The 16,927-nt window shown below is 65.5% G+C and carries 14 protein-coding genes; 6 read left to right on the top strand and 8 right to left on the bottom strand.

What is annotated here, in order from left to right; all coding sequences use genetic code 11:
- The first annotated feature begins 92 nt into the window (after nucleotides 1-92).
- Together AC1DOQ_RS16595 and AC1DOQ_RS16600 are read left to right on the top strand one after the other, a co-directional pair.
- On the top strand, nucleotides 93-1,478 hold the full coding sequence (locus AC1DOQ_RS16595) for a pyridoxal-phosphate dependent enzyme (RefSeq protein ID WP_477366411.1): 1,386 nt from the start codon (nucleotides 93-95) through the stop codon (nucleotides 1,476-1,478).
- Nucleotides 1,475-2,653: a trans-sulfuration enzyme family protein gene (locus AC1DOQ_RS16600; protein ID WP_477366414.1), complete on the top strand. Its 1,179-nt coding sequence runs from the start codon at nucleotides 1,475-1,477 to the stop codon at nucleotides 2,651-2,653. Before AC1DOQ_RS16595 ends, AC1DOQ_RS16600 begins: the two co-directional genes overlap by 4 nt.
- Before the next feature lie 10 nt (nucleotides 2,654-2,663).
- On the opposite strand, the gene AC1DOQ_RS16605 is transcribed toward AC1DOQ_RS16600, so the two are convergent.
- The 4 genes from AC1DOQ_RS16605 to clpS form a co-directional block, all read right to left on the bottom strand.
- Nucleotides 2,664-6,047, bottom strand: a complete 3,384-nt coding sequence (locus AC1DOQ_RS16605; RefSeq protein WP_477366417.1) for a S41 family peptidase — start codon at nucleotides 6,045-6,047, stop codon at nucleotides 2,664-2,666.
- A 93-nt stretch (nucleotides 6,048-6,140) separates the two neighbouring features.
- Nucleotides 6,141-7,718: a methyl-accepting chemotaxis protein gene (locus AC1DOQ_RS16610; RefSeq protein ID WP_477366420.1), complete on the bottom strand. Its 1,578-nt coding sequence runs from the start codon at nucleotides 7,716-7,718 to the stop codon at nucleotides 6,141-6,143.
- Between the two features lie 129 nt (nucleotides 7,719-7,847).
- Entirely contained in the window at nucleotides 7,848-10,148 is a 2,301-nt protein-coding gene (clpA, locus tag AC1DOQ_RS16615) for an ATP-dependent Clp protease ATP-binding subunit ClpA (RefSeq protein ID WP_477366423.1), read from the bottom strand.
- The gene (gene clpS, locus AC1DOQ_RS16620) at nucleotides 10,145-10,447 is read right to left on the bottom strand and encodes an ATP-dependent Clp protease adapter ClpS (protein WP_477366426.1); all 303 of its coding nucleotides are present in this window, start codon (nucleotides 10,445-10,447) and stop codon (nucleotides 10,145-10,147) included. Before clpS ends, clpA begins: the two co-directional genes overlap by 4 nt.
- A gap of 354 nt (nucleotides 10,448-10,801) precedes the next feature.
- Between clpS and AC1DOQ_RS16625 the strand changes: the two genes are divergently transcribed.
- Entirely contained in the window at nucleotides 10,802-11,005 is a 204-nt protein-coding gene (locus AC1DOQ_RS16625) for a cold-shock protein (RefSeq protein WP_060566744.1), read from the top strand.
- Nucleotides 11,006-11,200: 195 nt separating this feature from the next.
- Here AC1DOQ_RS16625 and icd read toward each other — a convergent pair whose 3' ends face one another.
- Nucleotides 11,201-12,457 carry an NADP-dependent isocitrate dehydrogenase gene (gene icd / locus AC1DOQ_RS16630; protein ID WP_477366429.1) on the bottom strand — a complete coding sequence of 419 codons (1,257 nt, stop codon included), beginning with the start codon at nucleotides 12,455-12,457 and terminating at the stop codon, nucleotides 11,201-11,203.
- Nucleotides 12,458-12,538: 81 nt separating this feature from the next.
- Between icd and AC1DOQ_RS16635 the strand changes: the two genes are divergently transcribed.
- Together AC1DOQ_RS16635 and AC1DOQ_RS16640 are read left to right on the top strand one after the other, a co-directional pair.
- On the top strand, nucleotides 12,539-13,117 hold the full coding sequence (locus AC1DOQ_RS16635) for a pseudouridine synthase (protein WP_477366432.1): 579 nt from the start codon (nucleotides 12,539-12,541) through the stop codon (nucleotides 13,115-13,117).
- 107 nt (nucleotides 13,118-13,224) lie between these two features.
- On the top strand, nucleotides 13,225-13,422 hold the full coding sequence (locus AC1DOQ_RS16640; RefSeq protein ID WP_477366435.1) for a hypothetical protein: 198 nt from the start codon (nucleotides 13,225-13,227) through the stop codon (nucleotides 13,420-13,422).
- Between the two features lie 319 nt (nucleotides 13,423-13,741).
- On the opposite strand, the gene rpsT is transcribed toward AC1DOQ_RS16640, so the two are convergent.
- On the bottom strand, nucleotides 13,742-14,008 hold the full coding sequence (rpsT, locus tag AC1DOQ_RS16645; RefSeq protein ID WP_047823157.1) for a 30S ribosomal protein S20: 267 nt from the start codon (nucleotides 14,006-14,008) through the stop codon (nucleotides 13,742-13,744).
- Between the two features lie 201 nt (nucleotides 14,009-14,209).
- Here rpsT and murJ point away from each other — a divergent pair, with 201 nt between their 5' ends.
- The gene (gene murJ / locus AC1DOQ_RS16650; protein WP_477366438.1) at nucleotides 14,210-15,754 is read left to right on the top strand and encodes a murein biosynthesis integral membrane protein MurJ; all 1,545 of its coding nucleotides are present in this window, start codon (nucleotides 14,210-14,212) and stop codon (nucleotides 15,752-15,754) included.
- On the opposite strand, the gene AC1DOQ_RS16655 is transcribed toward murJ, so the two are convergent.
- Both AC1DOQ_RS16655 and AC1DOQ_RS16660 read right to left on the bottom strand, forming a co-directional pair.
- Nucleotides 15,735-16,535: a type II secretion system protein gene (locus tag AC1DOQ_RS16655; protein ID WP_477366441.1), complete on the bottom strand. Its 801-nt coding sequence runs from the start codon at nucleotides 16,533-16,535 to the stop codon at nucleotides 15,735-15,737. The genes murJ and AC1DOQ_RS16655 overlap by 20 nt on opposite strands.
- Before the next feature lie 14 nt (nucleotides 16,536-16,549).
- Nucleotides 16,550-16,924 carry a type II secretion system protein gene (locus tag AC1DOQ_RS16660; RefSeq protein WP_477366444.1) on the bottom strand — a complete coding sequence of 125 codons (375 nt, stop codon included), beginning with the start codon at nucleotides 16,922-16,924 and terminating at the stop codon, nucleotides 16,550-16,552.
- Nucleotides 16,925-16,927 lie beyond the last annotated feature (3 nt).

A 16,927-nucleotide genomic window follows, 5' to 3' on the forward strand; every position in this document is an offset into this window, starting at 1 on the left:
TTCCTCAAAAGAGTTAATCTTCCCCAAGCAGGGACGCCAACAAGCGTCCTATGCTCGTCTTTTTTTGACGGCCTGGCCGCCTTGGAGGAGATATGGAAACCGCGCAACCCGCGTCATCCGCCGCAATCTTTTCGCTGATCGGCAACACCCCGCTGGTCGAGGTCACCCGGATGGACACCGGCCCCTGCCAGCTGTTTCTCAAGCTCGAATCCCAGAATCCCGGCGGCTCCATCAAGGACCGCATCGGCCGCGCCATGATCGAGGCCGCGGAAAAGGATGGCCGCCTGCAGCCGGGCGGCACGGTGGTCGAGGCCACCGCCGGCAATACCGGCCTCGGCCTGGCCCTGGTGGCCCGCATCAAGGGCTACCGCGTGGTGCTGGTGGTGCCGGACAAGATGGCGGCCGAAAAAATCCTGCACCTAAAGGCCCTCGGCGCGGAAATCCACCTGACCCGCTCGGACGTCGGCAAGGGCCATCCGGAGTACTACCAGGATTATGCGGCGCGGCTGGCGCGCGAGATTCCCGGCGCCTGGTTCGCCGACCAGTTCAACAATCCGGCCAACCCCTGGGCCCACGAGACCACCACCGGCCCCGAGATCTGGGAGCAGATGCGGCACGAGGTCGACGCCATCGTGGTCGGGGTCGGTTCCTCCGGCACCCTGACCGGGCTGTCGCGCTACTTCGAGAAGGTGCAGCCGGCGCTCGAATTCGTGCTGGCCGATCCCGAGGGTTCGATCCTGGCCGAGTACGTGCGCACCGGGCGCGTGTCCGAGGTGTCGGGCTCGTGGGCGGTCGAGGGCATCGGCGAGGACTTCATTCCGGCCATCGCCGACCTGTCGCGGGTACGCCGCGCCTATTCCATCGGCGACGAGGAAAGCTTCAACACCGCGCGCGCCCTGCTGCGCCAGGAAGGCCTGCTGGCGGGTTCCTCGACCGGCACCCTGCTGGCCGCCGCCCTGCGCTACTGCCGCGAGCAGACCACACCGAAGCGCGTGGTCACCTTCGTGTGCGACACCGGCACCCGCTACCTGACCAAGGTCTACAGCGACGGCTGGATGGTCGACCAGGGCTTGCTGCACCGTCCGCGTACCGGCGACCTGCGCGACCTGATCGGGCGCCGCTTCGACGACGGCGAAGTCGTCACCGTGTCTCCGACCGACCCGCTGCTGACCGCCTTCAACCGCATGCGCAGCGCCGACCTGGCCCAGCTGCCGGTAGTCGACCGCGGCCGCCTGGTCGGGCTGATCGACGAATCCGACCTGCTGCTGCACGTGACCCAGGACCAGCAGCACTTCCAGGCGCCGGTGTCCGGCACCATGACCTCCGACCTGCAGACCCTGCCGCCCTCGGCCGGGATGCGGCAGCTGCGCGACATCCTCGACCGCGGCCTGACCGCCGTGATCGCGGAAGGCGATCATTTCTACGGACTGATCACGCGCTTCGACCTCCTCAACCACCTGCGCAGGACTCTTAAATGAACGATCACGAAGGCAAGCGCCACCTGGCCACCCGCGTCATCCACGGCGGCCAGGCGCCCGACCCCGCCACCGGCGCGGTGATGCCGCCCATCTATGCAACCTCGACCTTTGCCCAGGAAAGCCCGGGCGTGCACAAGGGCCTCGACTACGGCCGCTCGCACAACCCGACCCGCTGGGCGCTGGAACGCTGCGTGGCCGACATCGAAAGCGGCGGCGCGGCCTTCGCCTTCGCGTCGGGCCTGGCCGCGATTTCCGCAGTGCTGGAATTGCTGCCCGCCGGCTCCCACATCGTGGCCGGCGACGACATGTACGGCGGCACCTACCGCCTGTTCGAAAGGGTGCGCCGGCACAGCGCCGGGCTCGAGTTCACCTACGTCGACCTGACCGACCCGCTGGCGGTGGCCAATGCCCTGCGTCCGGAAACCAGGATGGTGTGGGTGGAGACGCCGACCAACCCGATGCTGAAGCTGGCCGACCTGCACGCCATCGCCACCCTGTGCCGCGAGCGCGGCGTCCTCAGCGTGTGCGACAACACCTTAGCCAGCCCCATCGTCCAGCGTCCGCTGGAGCACGGCATCGACATCGTCGTGCACTCGACCACCAAGTACATGAACGGCCATTCGGACGTGATCGGCGGCGTGGCCGTGGTCGGCACGGAAGCGCGCCACCAGCAGCTGCGCGAGCGCCTCGGCTTCATCCAGAACGCGGTCGGCGCGATCCAGGGGCCGTTCGACAGCTTCCTGGTGCTACGCGGGATCAAGACCCTGGCGCTGCGGGTCGAGCGCAGCTCGGCGAATGCGATGGAGCTGGCGGGCTGGCTGGAAAGCCAGCGCAAGGTCAGCCGCGTGTACTATCCCGGCCTGGCCTCGCATCCCCAGCACGAGCTGGCGCGGCGCCAGATGCACGGCTACGGCGGCATCATCTCGATCGACCTCGATACCGACCTGGCAGGCAGCAGGCGCTTCCTGGAACACTGCGAGATCTTCACCCTGGCCGAGAGCTTGGGCGGGGTGGAGAGCCTGATCGAGCACCCGGCCATCATGACCCATGCGACCATTCCGCCGGAGCAGCGGGCACTGCTCGGCATCGGCGACGGCCTGATCCGGCTGTCGGTCGGCATCGAGCACGTCGACGACCAGCGCGCCGACCTGGCGCGGGCGCTGGCCGCCGTTTGAAGGGCGAAACTCAGCGCTTCAGGGCCGGAATCGCCGCCGGCTTCCACGGCTTGACCGGCTCTTCCTTCATCTTCTTCTCCAGCAGCTCGAGGGCCACCTCGAGCTGGCGGTCGCGCCCGTTGAAGGTCTCGAAAGGCAGGTTGTCCACCTCGACATCCGGGATCACGCCCACGCCTTCGATCAGCCACTCGCCGTCGGTCGAGAACTGGCCGTTCTCGGCGACCCGCGCCATGCCGTTATCAAGCAGGCCGTTGCCGTCGCTGAGCCAGACGCCGGCGCCGGCGGTGCGCTTGCCGACCAGCGGGCCGAGCTTCAGGGCCTTGACCCCGGCGGCGAAGGTCTCGCCGTCCGAATAGGTCAGCTCGTCCGTCAGCACCACCAGGTGGCCGCGGAAGGTGTTCTGCATGTTCGAATAGGGCTGCTTGCCGTTCGAGGACCAGAAGGCCCAGGCGCGCCGCAGCAGCTTCTCGATGATCCAGCTGTCGATGTTGCCGCCGTTATTGCGGCGTACGTCGATGATCAGGCCGTCCTTGTTGATGTTGGCGTAGAAGTCGCGCGCAAAGGCGTTGATGTCGCGCGCCACCATGGCCCGCAGGTGCAGGTAGCCGATCCTGCCTTTCGAAGCGCTGTCGACCTGCCGCGCCCTGTCCTGCTCCCAGTCGGCGTAGCGCAGGCTGGCATGGGTCGCCATCGTGACCGGGGTGACGATGACGGCACGTGGTTTTGCATCCTTCGTGCCCGGGCTCTTCACGTTCAGCAGCACCTGCTTGCCGGCGGTGTCCAGCAGCAGGTCGGAAATGTCGCGCGCTTCCGGCAGCGACCTGCCGTTGACGGCCGTGATGATGTCGCCTTCCCTGACCTGGACGTCCGGCGCGGCCAGCGGACCGGCCTCCGACGGCAGTTCCGGCTCGCTGCGGTAGACGTGGTCGACGCGATAGCCGTCGGCCACCCGGGTCAGCACCGCGCCCAGGCTGGCGGGCGTGCCCTCCGCGGGCGCGCGGCGCACGTCGCCAGGACGGATCTGCGAGTGCAGCGCGCCGACCTCGCCGATCATCATGCCCAGCACGTCGTCCAGTTCCGCGCGGTCGGTCACGCGCTCGACCAGCGGCGCATAGCGGGTGCGTGCGGCGTTCCAGTCGATGCCGCGCATGTTGGCGTCGTACAGGAAGTCGCGGTGCATGCGCCAGGCGTCGTTGAACATCTGCTTCCATTCCATGCGCGGGTTCGAGCTGACCGCCCAGTCGTCGACCTTGACCTTGGATTTCGTGAGATCCGCGGGCGCCTTGGCGGCGGCGTCGACGATCAGCATGTCGCCCGGCGCGCCCTTGGCGAAGGTGCGGTAGAAGACGTGCTTGCGGTCGGTGGACAGGCCGAATTCGCGCACATTGGCGGCGAAGGTCTCGGGCTGCGGGCTGCTGCGCGAAATGGCAAGGGTCTTCAATGTGCCCTTGGCGCGCTCGTCGTCGCCGGCGTCCAGCAGGTAGAGGCGCTTGTCGTCGACGGCGAGGGCGCGGTAGTTGCCCGGTGCGACCGGTACCTCGTACAGGCGCTCGCGCAAGCCCTCGTACACGATCGGAGGCAGCGGCGGCGCCGGCTTGTCGGCACCGGCCCTGGCTTCCGCCGCCGCAGCGGCCGCTGCGACGGCCGCGCTCTTGGCGGCATCCGCCTCTTCCGCGCCGGACGACTTCACGGCCGCCCTGGCCGCTGCCTCGGGCGACTTTTCTTCCGGCTTGGTCAGCTCGTCTTCCGGCTTGAACGGGAAGCGCACCCCGGGCTGCAGCGCCAGCGCGTACACGCCCACGCGCTTGTCGAACACCGGGCCCATGTTACGGTCGCCCCAGGGCGAGGCATTGCCCAGGTTGAAGTGGCGCGCGGAGAGGAAGTACAGCCATTTACCGTCCGGCGAGAAGGCCGGCGAGCTGGCTTCGTAGCGGTCGGTGGTGACGAAGCTGAGCTTGCGGCTGGCCAGGTTCAGCATGCCGATCTGGCTGCGCCGCTCGCTGCTGCCGTCGCGCACGAAGGCCAGGTTGCGGCTGTCCGGCGACCAGACCACCTGGTCCGGACGATCGAGACCGGCTTGCCCGGCGTCGTCGATGATGACGTTGGCCCGGGTGGCCAGGTCGAGCAGCCAGGTGCGGCCCTTCTTGTCGGTGTGCGCCAGCCATTTGCCGTCCGGAGACGGGTAGAGGCTCAGGCGGTGGCTGGCGCCGTCGAGCGTCAGGCGTTCGCCGTGGCCGGAACCGTCTGCCGCATAGCGCCAGATTTCGTTCTCGCCGCTGGTATCGGCGATGGCATAGATCCATTTGTCGTCGTGGCTGAAGACGGCGCCGCGGGCGCGCGCGCCTTCCGGCACCGCGATCTCGACGCGGCGATGGCTGCCGGTGCCGGCGATCGTCACCCTGCCGCGCGCGGTCAGCACGATGCGCTCGGCCTTGCTGGCGACCTCGATGCCGGTCAAGGCGTCGAGCGGCGACTTCACGCGGCGCAGGCGCTGCTGGTCGAAGTCGGAGACCAGGCTCGTGTGGACCAGGGAGTCGCGTCCGCTGGCGATGTCGAACACGTGCAGGTCGGCACCCAGCTGGTAGGCGATGCGCCCGTCGCCGAGCGAGGCGGTGCGCACGTCCCATTCCTTGTACTGGGTGAGCTGGCGGCGGTCGCTGCCGTCCGGGAGCGAGGTCCAGAGATTGTCGGCGCCGTTCGCATCGCTGATGAAGTAGAGGCGGCCGTTCCACCACATGGCGTGGCGGTTGTTGGCGCGGCCTTCGGCGGATTCGCCCTTGAACAGCGGCTGGGCCTCGGTCTTCGAACCCAGGTCGAAGCGCCACAGCTGGGCATGGGCACCGCCGCGGTAGGACTTCACGTTGTCGCGGGTCTCGGACAGGCCCATGCGCGTGAAGTAGACGGTGCGGCCGGCATCGTCCAGCACGGCATCGTTGGCGTCGGCGAGCGGTAGCACGCGGCGCGTCATCCTGGTCGGGTCGAGCACGGCGACCACGCGGCGCTTGCTCGGGCCGACCGGGTTGTCGATGCCGACCAGGACCTCGCCCTGGGCCGTCCAGCCAAGCACGCTCACGCCGCCATTTTCGAACGTGATGCGCTTCGGCAGTCCGCCTTCGATCGGCATCACATAGGCTTCCTGGGCGCCCTCGTAGGAGGCGACGAAGGCGACGAACTTGCCGTCCTGCGAAATCGCGGCATGGGTTTCGCTCGACGGGTGGGTGGTCAGGCGGGTCGCCTTGCCGCCGGCCACGGAGGTGCGCCAGAGGTCGCCTTCGGCGGTGAACACGATGGTATCGCCGCGCACCGCAGGAAAGCGGACATAGGGATCGGCGGCGAGCGCCTGCCGGCCGATGAGGGCCAGCGACATTGCGATGAGGGTGCGGGACACGTTCATGTTCACAAGACAAAAGTTTGCTAGAGAACATGAGTTTGCCATAGCGAAACGCCGAGTTGGCGTGCATATGTGCAAAAAAGACGGGCTTCGGCCTCAGGCCGGCAGCAGCAGCGCCTCCCTGCCTTGTTCCCTCACCTTGAAGGTCGAGACCACGCCGGTCAGCTGCTCGGCCTGGGAGCGCATGGTGCCGGCGGCGGCCGCGGCCTGCTCGACCATCGCCGCGTTCTGGCGGGTCGCCTCGTCCATCTCCGCGATCGTGCGGCGCACCTGGGCGATGCCCTCGGCCTGTTCGGAGCTGGCGACATCGATGGCGGCCAGCAGGTCGGCCACCTGCTGCACGCGCTCGAGGATCTGGCGCATCGTCATGCCGGCCGCGCCGGCGATCCCGGCGCCGGACTCGATGGCGCCGAGCGATTCCGCGATCAGGGTCTTGATCTCCTTGGCGGCCGCGGCCGAATGCTGGGCCAGGCTGCGCACCTCGTTCGCCACCACGGCAAAGCCGCGGCCTTCGGCGCCGGCGCGCGCCGCTTCCACCGCCGCGTTCAGGGCCAGGATATTGGTCTGGAAGGCGATCCCGTCGATCATCGCGGTGATGTCGCCGATTTTCGCGGCCGACTGGCGGATCGTCGCCATGCGCTCGACCATCTGCTCGACCGCGCCCGCGCCTTCCCTTGCGACGCCGGAGGCCGCCAGCGCCAGTTCGCTGGCGTCGTGGGCATTCACGTGGTTCTGCTGCACGGCCTCGGTCAGCTCGACCATGGCCTGGACCGTGGCATGCAGGCTGCTGGCCTGGTGCTCGGTGCGCCGCGACAGGTCAAGGTTGCCGGCGGCGAGGTCGGCCGAGGCATCGTCGATCATGCGCGCGCTGTCGAGCACTTTCACGACGGTGGCGGAGACGCCGCCGGTCATGTGGTTGAGGGCGTCGAACAGGCGTCCGATCTCGTCGCCGCGCGCATGCCGGATGCTGGCACTGAGGTCGCCGCGGGCGACCCGCTCAGCCAGCCGCACGGCGTCCTGCAGGGGCGCGACGATGCTGCGCGTGAGCAGCCAGCCGGCCAGGCCGCCCAGCAGCAGCGCGGCGCCGCCCACGCCCAGCAGCAGGACGCGGCTGAACAGCGAGGCGGTTTCCGAGGCGGTGGCCAGCGCGTGGGCCTGGCGGGTCTGGTGCGCCAGCAGCGCCCCCAGCGCCTGGGTGTAGGCATCGAAGGTGGTGGCGAGGCTGGTGGAGGCGAGCTGTTCGACCTCGACGGTCTTGCCGAGGTCCTTGGCCTGGAAGACCTGCTGGCGCACCTTCATGTAGCCAGCCTTGGCGGTGGCCGCCTGCTGCTGCAGCTTGCGCTCGTCCGCGCTGGTGGCCAGCGCCGCGATGCGCGATTCGAGTTTACCGGCTTCCTGTTCTCCCTGGCCGAGCTGGGCCTGGAAATAGTCGCCGACTTCGAGGCTGTCGCTACGCGCGATGGCGACGGCGCGCATGCCGTTCAGGCGCGCCACGCCGAGCAGTTCGGAACTGAGCTGCTGGCCGGCCAGGCGGTTGTTGACGAGATCCCTGGTCAGGGCGTCGGCGGCCTGCATGCGCCACAGGGCGACGGCACAGATGACGGCGATGGCAGCGGACACGACGGCGAAAGCGCCGAGGATCTTGGTACCGGTCTGGAGCTTGGCAAGTCGCATGGGAGCAATGCTGGTTAAATTGCGGCCAAGTATAGAATTGCATTATGACAATCTGATGACGAAAAAAAAGCCCGCACGCGGCGGGCTTCCTGTCGCGGGGCGAACCCCGCGCGCTTTGTGACGGTCTCGTTACTCGATCTCGACCGTTTCGACCGGCTCCGGCGGCGGCGGGACGTCGCCTTCCGGGAACTCGAGGAAGACATCGTCCTTCTCGTTCAGGTCCACCGTCACGCGGCCGCCGTTGACCAGGCGGCCGAACAGCAGTTCGTCGGCCAGCGCCTTGCGGATCATGTCCTGGATCAGGCGCGACATCGGTCGGGCACCCATCTGCGGATCGAAGCCCTTCTTCGAGAGGAACTTGCGCAGCTTCTCGCTGAAGATGGCTTCCACCTTCTTCTCGTGCAGCTGCTCTTCCAGCTGCATCAGGAACTTGTCCACGACGCGCAGGATGATTTCCTCGTCGAGCGCGCGGAAGCTGATGATCGCATCCAGGCGGTTACGGAACTCCGGCGTGAACATGCGCTTGATGTCGGCCATCTCGTCGCCTGCCGCCTTCGAATCCACGAAGCCCACCGAGCGCTTGGTCAGGCTTTCGGCGCCCGCGTTCGTGGTCATGATGATGATCACGTTGCGGAAGTCCGCCTTGCGGCCGTTGTTGTCGGTCAGCGTGCCGTGGTCCATCACCTGCAGCAGGATGTTGAAGATGTCCGGATGGGCCTTCTCGATCTCGTCCAGCAGCAGCACCGCGTGCGGCTTCTTGGTGATGGCCTCGGTCAGCAGGCCGCCCTGGTCGAAGCCGACATAGCCCGGCGGCGCACCGATCAGGCGCGACACCGCATGGCGTTCCATGTACTCCGACATGTCGAAGCGCACCAGCTCGATGCCGAGGATGAAGGCCAGCTGCTTGGCCACCTCGGTCTTGCCGACGCCGGTCGGACCGGAGAACAGGAAGGAGCCGATCGGCTTGTCCTGCTTGCCCAGGCCTGCACGGGCCATCTTGATCGCGGCCGACAGCGCCTCGATCGCCGGGTCCTGCCCGAACACGACGTTGCGCAGGTCGCGGTCGATGGTCTGCAGCTTGCTGCGGTCGTCCTGGTTGACGGTCTGCGGTGGAATCCGCGCGATCTTCGCGATGATGTCCTCGATCTCGGTCTTGCCGATGGTCTTCTTCTGCTTCGACTTCGGCAGGATGCGCTGGGCCGCGCCGGCTTCGTCGATCACGTCGATCGCCTTGTCCGGCAGGTGCCGGTCATTGATGAAGCGCGCCGCCAGTTCGGCCGCGGTGGAGAGCGCCGACGACGAGTACTTCACGCCGTGGTGCTCTTCGAAACGCGACTTCAGGCCGCGCAGGATCTGCACGGTCTGCTCGACCGAAGGCTCGTTGACGTCGACCTTCTGGAAGCGGCGGCTGAGCGCATGGTCCTTCTCGAACACGCCGCGGAATTCCGTGAACGTGGTCGCGCCGATGCACTTCAGCTGGCCGTTCGCCAGAGCCGGCTTCAGCAGGTTCGAGGCGTCGAGCGTGCCGCCCGAAGCCGAACCGGCGCCGATGATCGTGTGGATCTCGTCGATGAACAGGATGCCGTTCGGCGTATCCTTCAGCTGCTTCAGCACCGCTTTCAGGCGCTGCTCGAAGTCGCCGCGGTACTTGGTGCCGGCCAGCAGCGCGCCCATGTCCAGCGAATACACGACGGCATTCTGCAGGATGTCGGGCACGTCTTCCTGGACGATGCGCCATGCCAGGCCTTCCGCGATCGCGGTCTTGCCGACGCCGGCCTCGCCCACCAGCAGCGGGTTGTTCTTGCGGCGGCGGCACAGGATCTGGATCACGCGGTCCACTTCCTCTTCGCGGCCGATCAGCGGATCGATGCGGCCGTCGGCGGCAGCCTTGTTCAAGTTCTGGGTGAACTGGTCCAGCGGGCTTTCCTTGGCCTGGCCTTCGACCTGGGCTTCTTCCACGCCTTCGGACGCCTTCTGGCTGTCGATCTGCTGGTCCTTGCGCACGCCGTGCGAGATGAAATTGACCACGTCGAGACGGGTCACGCCCTGCTGGTGCAGGTAGTAGACGGCATGCGAGTCCTTCTCGCCGAAGATCGCCACCAGCACATTCGCGCCGGTCACTTCCTTCTTGCCGTTCGAGGCGGATTGCACGTGCATGATCGCACGCTGGATCACGCGCTGGAAGCCAAGGGTCGGCTGGGTATCGACCTCGCCCGTGCCAGGCACGGTCGGGGTGTTGTCGCCGATGAAATTCGTCAAGGTCTTACGCAGGTCTTCGATGTTGACCGCGCATGCACGCAGGACTTCAGCGGCCGACGGGTTGTCGAGCAGCGCCAGCAGCAGGTGTTCGACCGTGATGAACTCGTGCCGAGCCTGCCGGGCTTCGACAAAGGCCATATGTAAAGAGACTTCTAATTCCTGCGCAATCATACTTCCTCCATCACGCACTGCAGGGGGTGACCTGCCTTACGCGCATGCGTTAATACAAACTCCACTTTGGTACACGCTATATCTTTGGAAAACACGCCGCACACCCCTTTACCATGGCGATGTACGGAAAGCATGATCTGCGTCGCCGTCTCGCGATCCTTGTTGAAGTACTCCTGGATGATGGCGACCACGAATTCCATCGGCGTGTAGTCGTCATTCAGCAGCGCCACCTGATACAGGGGGGGTGGCTTTACGGTCTGCCGCTCCAGCAGCTGTTCGGTTTCGTGCTTGGTTGCCATAAGAGTATTCTAAGATGCTTTCGCTGTTCGTGCGTACGTTAACAATCAGGGACAATCACGGGGCAATCATGGGCATCCCCTATGCAATCCCAGGTGCTTTCCATCTTACGCGTTTTCCCAACTGAGCGCAGATGGCGGTCCGATTGTAAAAATCAAGAGCTTGTTGCAAAGCAGTAGTGAACGTTTTTACAACACGCGCTCAAAAGCTCTTGACTTACAAGATTATTGCACCAACAATGCAAACATTGACATGTACTTATGTACTTGTTGATAAGAAGTGAGCAGGCTGAGGAGGGGGCAAGAAGCTTCTTGCTTTTATGGCTCGTGTGATTTGTTTTTATTTGAAAGTTTTTTATGGCAACTGGTACTGTTAAATGGTTCAATGATTCCAAGGGTTTTGGCTTCATCACTCCTGATGACGGCGGCGAGGATCTGTTCGCGCACTTCTCCGCAATCAATATGGCCGGTTTCAAGACCCTCAAAGAAGGTCAGAAAGTCCAATTCGAAGTCACGCAAGGCCCTAAAGGCAAGCAAGCTTCCAACATCCAGGGCGTGTAAACGTTCTCGGAAGCCAGAAAGCCCCGCTGCGGCGGGGCTTTTTTCTTGGGCGCAGTCTCTCAGCCGCTGCGTCCCCTCCCCTGGCGCACTCCCTCCGCCAGCGCCGCAAGCAATTCCTCAAGCCCGCCGATGCGCTGGCCACCGTAGATCAGCTGGCCGATCCGTTCGTGAAAAGGGCATCGGCCATGCCGCGTCTCAGCCCATGTACTCGATCATGACCTCGCCGAAGCCCGAGCACGAGACCTGGGTCGCGCCCTCCATCAAGCGTGCGAAATCGTAGGTGACGCGCTTCGACATGATCGCCTTCTCCATCGAGCTGATGAGAAGATCCGCCGCCTCGGTCCAGCCGATGTGGCGCAGCATCATCTCGGCCGACAGGATCAGCGAGCCCGGGTTCACATAGTCCTTGCCCGCATACTTGGGCGCGGTGCCGTGGGTGGCTTCGAACATCGCCACCGAATCCGACATATTCGCACCCGGCGCGATGCCGATGCCGCCGACCTGGGCCGCCAATGCGTCCGAGATATAGTCGCCGTTCAGGTTCAGGGTCGCGATCACGCTGTACTCGGCCGGGCGCAGCAGGATCTGCTGCAGGAAGGCGTCGGCGATCGAGTCCTTGACGACGATGTCGCGGCCGGTCTTCGGATTCTTGAACTTGCACCACGGGCCGCCGTCGACCAGCTCGGCACCGAATTCGCGCTGGGCCAGCGCATAGCCCCAGTCGCGGAAGCCGCCCTCCGTGTACTTCATGATGTTGCCCTTGTGGACCAGGGTCACCGAAGGCTTGTCGTGGTCAATCGCATACTGGATCGCCTTGCGCACCAGGCGCTCGGTGCCTTCGCGCGAGACCGGCTTGACGCCGATGCCCGAGGTCTCCGGGAAGCGGATCTTCCTGACACCCATCTCGTTGACGAGGAAGTCGATGATCTTCTTCGCGCCCTCCGACTCGGCGGCCCACTCGATGCCGGCATAGATGTCTTCCGAATTTTCCCTGAAGATGACCATGTGGGTCTTCTGCGGCTCCTTCAGCGGCGAGGGGACGCCGGCGAAGTAGCGCACCGGACGCAGGCAGACGTAGAGGTCCAGCTCCTGGCGCAGCGCCACGTTCAGCGAGCGGATGCCGCCGCCGACCGGGGTCGTCAGCGGGCCCTTGATCGACACCACATATTCTTTCACCGCATCGAGGGTCTCCGGCGGCAGCCAGACGTCCGGGCCGTAGATCCGGGTCGACTTCTCGCCGGCGAAGATTTCCATCCAGCTGATCTTGCGCCGCCCACCGTAGGCCTTCGCCACCGCCGCATCGACCACCTTCAGCATCACCGGGGTGATGTCGACGCCCGTGCCGTCACCCTCGATATAGGGGATGACCGGCTGGTCCGGGACGTCCAGCGAAAAGTCGGGCTTGACGGCGATCTTCTGGCCTTCGGTAGGTACTTTAATATGTTCGTACATCGTGTTCTCCGTAGGGGCGCGCTGGGCTGCGATAATCACATTATTGATGACCCTTGCTATTTTGCTCTAAAAACCGATTACATGTCCCTCATCTTATTCAACAAGCCATTCCAGGTACTCTGCCAGTTCAGCGCCGAGCCGGGCCGCGCCTCGCTGGCCGACTACATCGATATCCCGAATATCTACCCGGCCGGCCGCCTCGACGCCGACAGCGAAGGCCTGATGCTGCTCACCGACGACGGCCGCCTGCAGCACCGCATCGCCCATCCGGACCAGAAAGAAGCCAAGACGTATATCGTGCAGGTGGAAGGCGCGGCCGACGCCGGACTGCTGGCGCGCCTGCAGGCGCCGCTCGACCTGGGCGACTTCGTGACCAAGCCCTGCCGCGCGGTGCAGATCGCCGAACCGGAATGGCTGTGGCCACGCAATCCGCCGATCCGCATGCGCCAGGACAAGCCGACCAGCTGGATCGCCATCACTTTGCAAGAAGGAAAGAATCGCCAGGTGCGGCGCATGACGGCCGCGGTCGGACTGCCGACTTTGCGCCTGGTGCGTACCAGCATCGGCCCGTTCTCGCTGGCCAGCCATCCGCTGATGCCGGGCGACTGGATGGAAGTGCCGGCGGAGGCGGTCGGTGCCGGAAAGGCGAAGACGCGCTGAGGGCTTGACTTGCCTCAAGGGCAAGACCCTCATCCCGCAAGGAATGCCTGCCGTTAACGAGCCAGATTCACGTCGTGGATCGATTTCTTAACGAAAAGGAACCCGAAATGTCCAAACTCATCGCTGGGCTGTTTGCTTCGCTGTTCGCCGTTTCCGTGTTCGCCGCCACCCCGGCAGCCGCGCCCGCAGCCGCACYGGCCGCGTCGCCGGCAGAGCCGGCCGCCGTCGCACCGAAAAAAGCCAAGAAGATGAAGAAAACCAGGAAAACCGCAGCCCCCGCGATGCCGTCCGAACCCGCCAAGTAAGCCCCAGCGCCGGACAAGCAAGGCAGGCCACGGCCTGCCTTTTTTCTTGAATTCGGGGTCATGAATTCGGGGTCAGAGCACTTTTTTTGGCAAGATCCTCACAGCATCCCTGCTGGGCGATAAGCCGCGCTGGAAGGCCGGGTCTGCCCTACCCGGCGCAGAAGCATGTGCCTGGGCAGTTGTCCGAAAAAGTGCTCTGACCCCGAATTTTGACCCCGAATTTTGGCGGGTTGGGCAAACGAAAAAACCCGCCGGACCGGAGTCGGGCGGGTCTTTCATCCTTCAGAACTGCGCGGCAAGCCGCGCGTGCCGTGCCGAATTAGGCCGACAGGGCCTTGATGGCGGCAGCCAGGCGGCTCTTGTGGCGAGCGGCCTTGTTCTTGTGGATGATTTTCTTGTCAGCGATGCTGTCGATAGTCGACACGGATTGCTGGAAGATGGTGGTCGCAGCGGCCTTGTCGCCAGCCTGGATGGCCTTCTTGACAGCCTTGATCGCGGTGCGCAGGGTCGAGCGCTGTGCCGAGTTGTGAGCGTTTTGCTTAACTGCTTGACGAGCGCGCTTGCGCGCCTGTGCGGTATTTGCCATGGAAATTCCTAATCGGTGTAAGTTGCGTCCGCAAACACCTCAAACGATTAGTGTCTGCCAACTGAATTCAATACAGCCCTCGATTATAGCGAAGGTTTCATCGCAGGGCAATTCCCAATTCATATTCCTGTCCGCTTTACCCCGCAAAAAGCGACGCCATGTAGCTTTCCCGAGGCTATTGCCCAGCTATAATCGCGGTCTATGAACCTACTCCGAACCCTGGCGGCCATCTCGAGCATGACGATGGTTTCCCGCATCACCGGCCTGCTACGCGACAGCCTGTTTGCCCGCGCCTTCGGCGCCTCGCCCTACACCGACGCCTTTTATATCGCGTTCCGCCTGCCCAACCTGCTGCGCCGCCTGTTCGGCGAAGGCGCCTTTTCGCAGGCTTTCGTGCCCATCCTGGCCGAATACAAGACCCAGAAGGGCGAAGCCGCCACCCGCAGCCTGGTCGACCACGTCGCCACCACCCTGGTCTGGGCGACGGTGCTGGTCAGCGTGATCGGCGTCATCGCTTCGCCGCTGATCCTGATGGCCATCGCCAGCGGCCTGGACGGCGACGGCTTCGACAAGGGGGTCGTCATGACCCGCCTGATGTTCCCCTACATCGCCTGCATGTCCTTCGTGGTGCTGTCCGGCGCCGTGCTGAATACCTGGCGCGAGTTCAAGATCCCGGCCTTCACGCCGGTGCTGTGGAACCTGTCCTCGATCATCTTCTCGCTGTTCCTGGTGAAGTACTTCGAGGTACCGATCTATTCGATGGCGGTGGCGGTGATGGTCGGCGGCGTGGCCCAGATCGCGATCCAGATCCCGGCCCTGAAGCGCATCGGCATGCTGCCGCGCCTGTCCTTCAACCCGCTCTCGGGCCTCAAGGACCCCGGCGTGCGCCGCATCCTCAAGAAGATGGGCCCGGCAGTGTTCGCCGTCTCCGCCGCCCAGATCAGCCTGCTCATCAACACCAACTATGCCTCGAACATGGGCGGCGGCGCGGTCTCCGTGCTGCAGTACGCCGACCGCCTGATGGAATTCCCGACCGGGATGCTGGGCGTGGCCCTCGGCACCATCCTGCTGCCCAGCCTGTCCAAAGCCAATTCGGACGGCGACGCCACCGAATACTCGGCCCTGCTCGACTGGGGCCTGCGCCTGACCCTGCTGCTGGCCCTGCCCGCCGCGGTCGGCCTGGCGGCCCTGTCGACGCCGCTGATCGCCGCCCTGTTCAACTACGGCGAATTCAACGCCGCCAACGTGGCCGCCGCCACCGCGCCGCTGATGGCCTATGCCGCCGGCCTGCTGGGCATCATCCTGGTCAAGATCCTGGCCCCGGCCTTCTATGCGCGCCAGGACATCCGCACCCCGGTGCGGATCGCCATCGGCGTGCTGATCGCGACCCAGGCGATGAACCTGGTCTTCGTGCCGCTGCTGGGCGTGGCCGGGCTGGCGCTGTCGATCGGCATGGGCGCCTGCATCAACGCGCTGTTCCTGTTCATCGGCCTGCGCCGGCGCCGCATCTACACGCCGCATGCCGGCTGGCTGATCTTCTTCCTGAAGGTGGTGGCCGCCGTCGTCGTGATGGGCCTGGCGGCCTGGTTCAGCCAGGCGCAGCTCGACTGGGCCGCGCTGCGCTCCCATCCCTTCCTGCGCATCGGCGCCCTGCTCCTGATCATCGGCCTCAGCGCCGCCGTCTACTTTGCCGTGCTGTTCGCGTTGGGCTTCCGTCCGCGCGACTTCATGCGCCGCGCGAAGTAAGCCGCTCCTTCGCGTCCTTCTCGTCCTTCTCGTCCTTCTCGTCCTTCTCGTCGTCGCCGGAGCCCGAGGCTTCCGACGGCGGCGGTTCGGCCGGCTCCGGCGGCGCCGCATTCTCCGCCGGCGGCGGTTTCACATTCTCCGGATGGCCGCGCACCGGGAACAGCGACGGCGGCTCGGACGGCGCGGCGCCGGGCGGCTGGCCGGCAGCGGGCTGGCCCGGCTGGCCGAACAATCCCGGCTGGCCCGGCTGCCCTGGAGGCTGCCCCGGCGGCTGACCCGGCTGCCCTTGCGCCACCCCCTGCCCGGTCGCCGCAAACTTCCAGTCCGAGATATGCTCGCGGCCCTCCAGGTTCTGGAAGCGCGCATCGAAGTTCGCCTGCTTCAGCGGCTTCGACTGCGACAGGCTGTACACCGCCACCACCCCGCTGCCCTTGCCGTCGATGCCGCCCCCCTTGTTCAGCCAGACGATGCCCCACTCGGCCTTGCCGCTGACCGGGTCGACGAAGATCTTGCGCAGATGGCGGCGGGTGCCGGGAAAGCGCGGATCCTTCAGCAGTTCTTCGAGCGAAGGCGGCTGCGGCGGCTGGCCGCGCGGGGTCGCCTCCGCATAGCTGGTCAGCGCGGCGCTGAAGGCGGCGCCGATCTCCAGCAACTCCTGCTCGGCGGCGGCGCGGCGCAACAGGGCGTCGGCCTTCAGGGTCGCGGCGCCCACCAGGCCGATGATCGTGACCAGCACGATCAGCCCGACATAGGTGAAGCCGGCCTCGCGGCCCAGCCGCATGGAAGGCCGGCGCGCTACCATTCGGAATACGGCTTGCCGTTATGGCCCTTGCCCTCGGCGCCGCTGCGGATGTCGTAGACGTTGCCGCGCGATAGATCCTCGGGCGGCACCACGATCCAGCTGGCATCGCTGTCCGCCACCGGATCGAAGGGCAGGCGCGGCAGGTATTTTTTATCGACCAGCTGCTCCAGCGATTCCGGATAGCGCCCGGTATCGGCATGGAACTGGTCGATCACCGCGCGCGTGGTCCTCAGGTTCTCGGCCAGGATGGTCTCCTTCGTCCTGTCGACGCTGGGAAAGAAGCGCGGCACGGCCAGGGTCAGCAGCAGGGCCACGATGCCCAGCACCACCAGCAGTTCGATCAGGGTGAACCCGCGGTTCGTCTTCATGCG

This window comes from Massilia sp. 01N417, assembly GCF_056399645.1.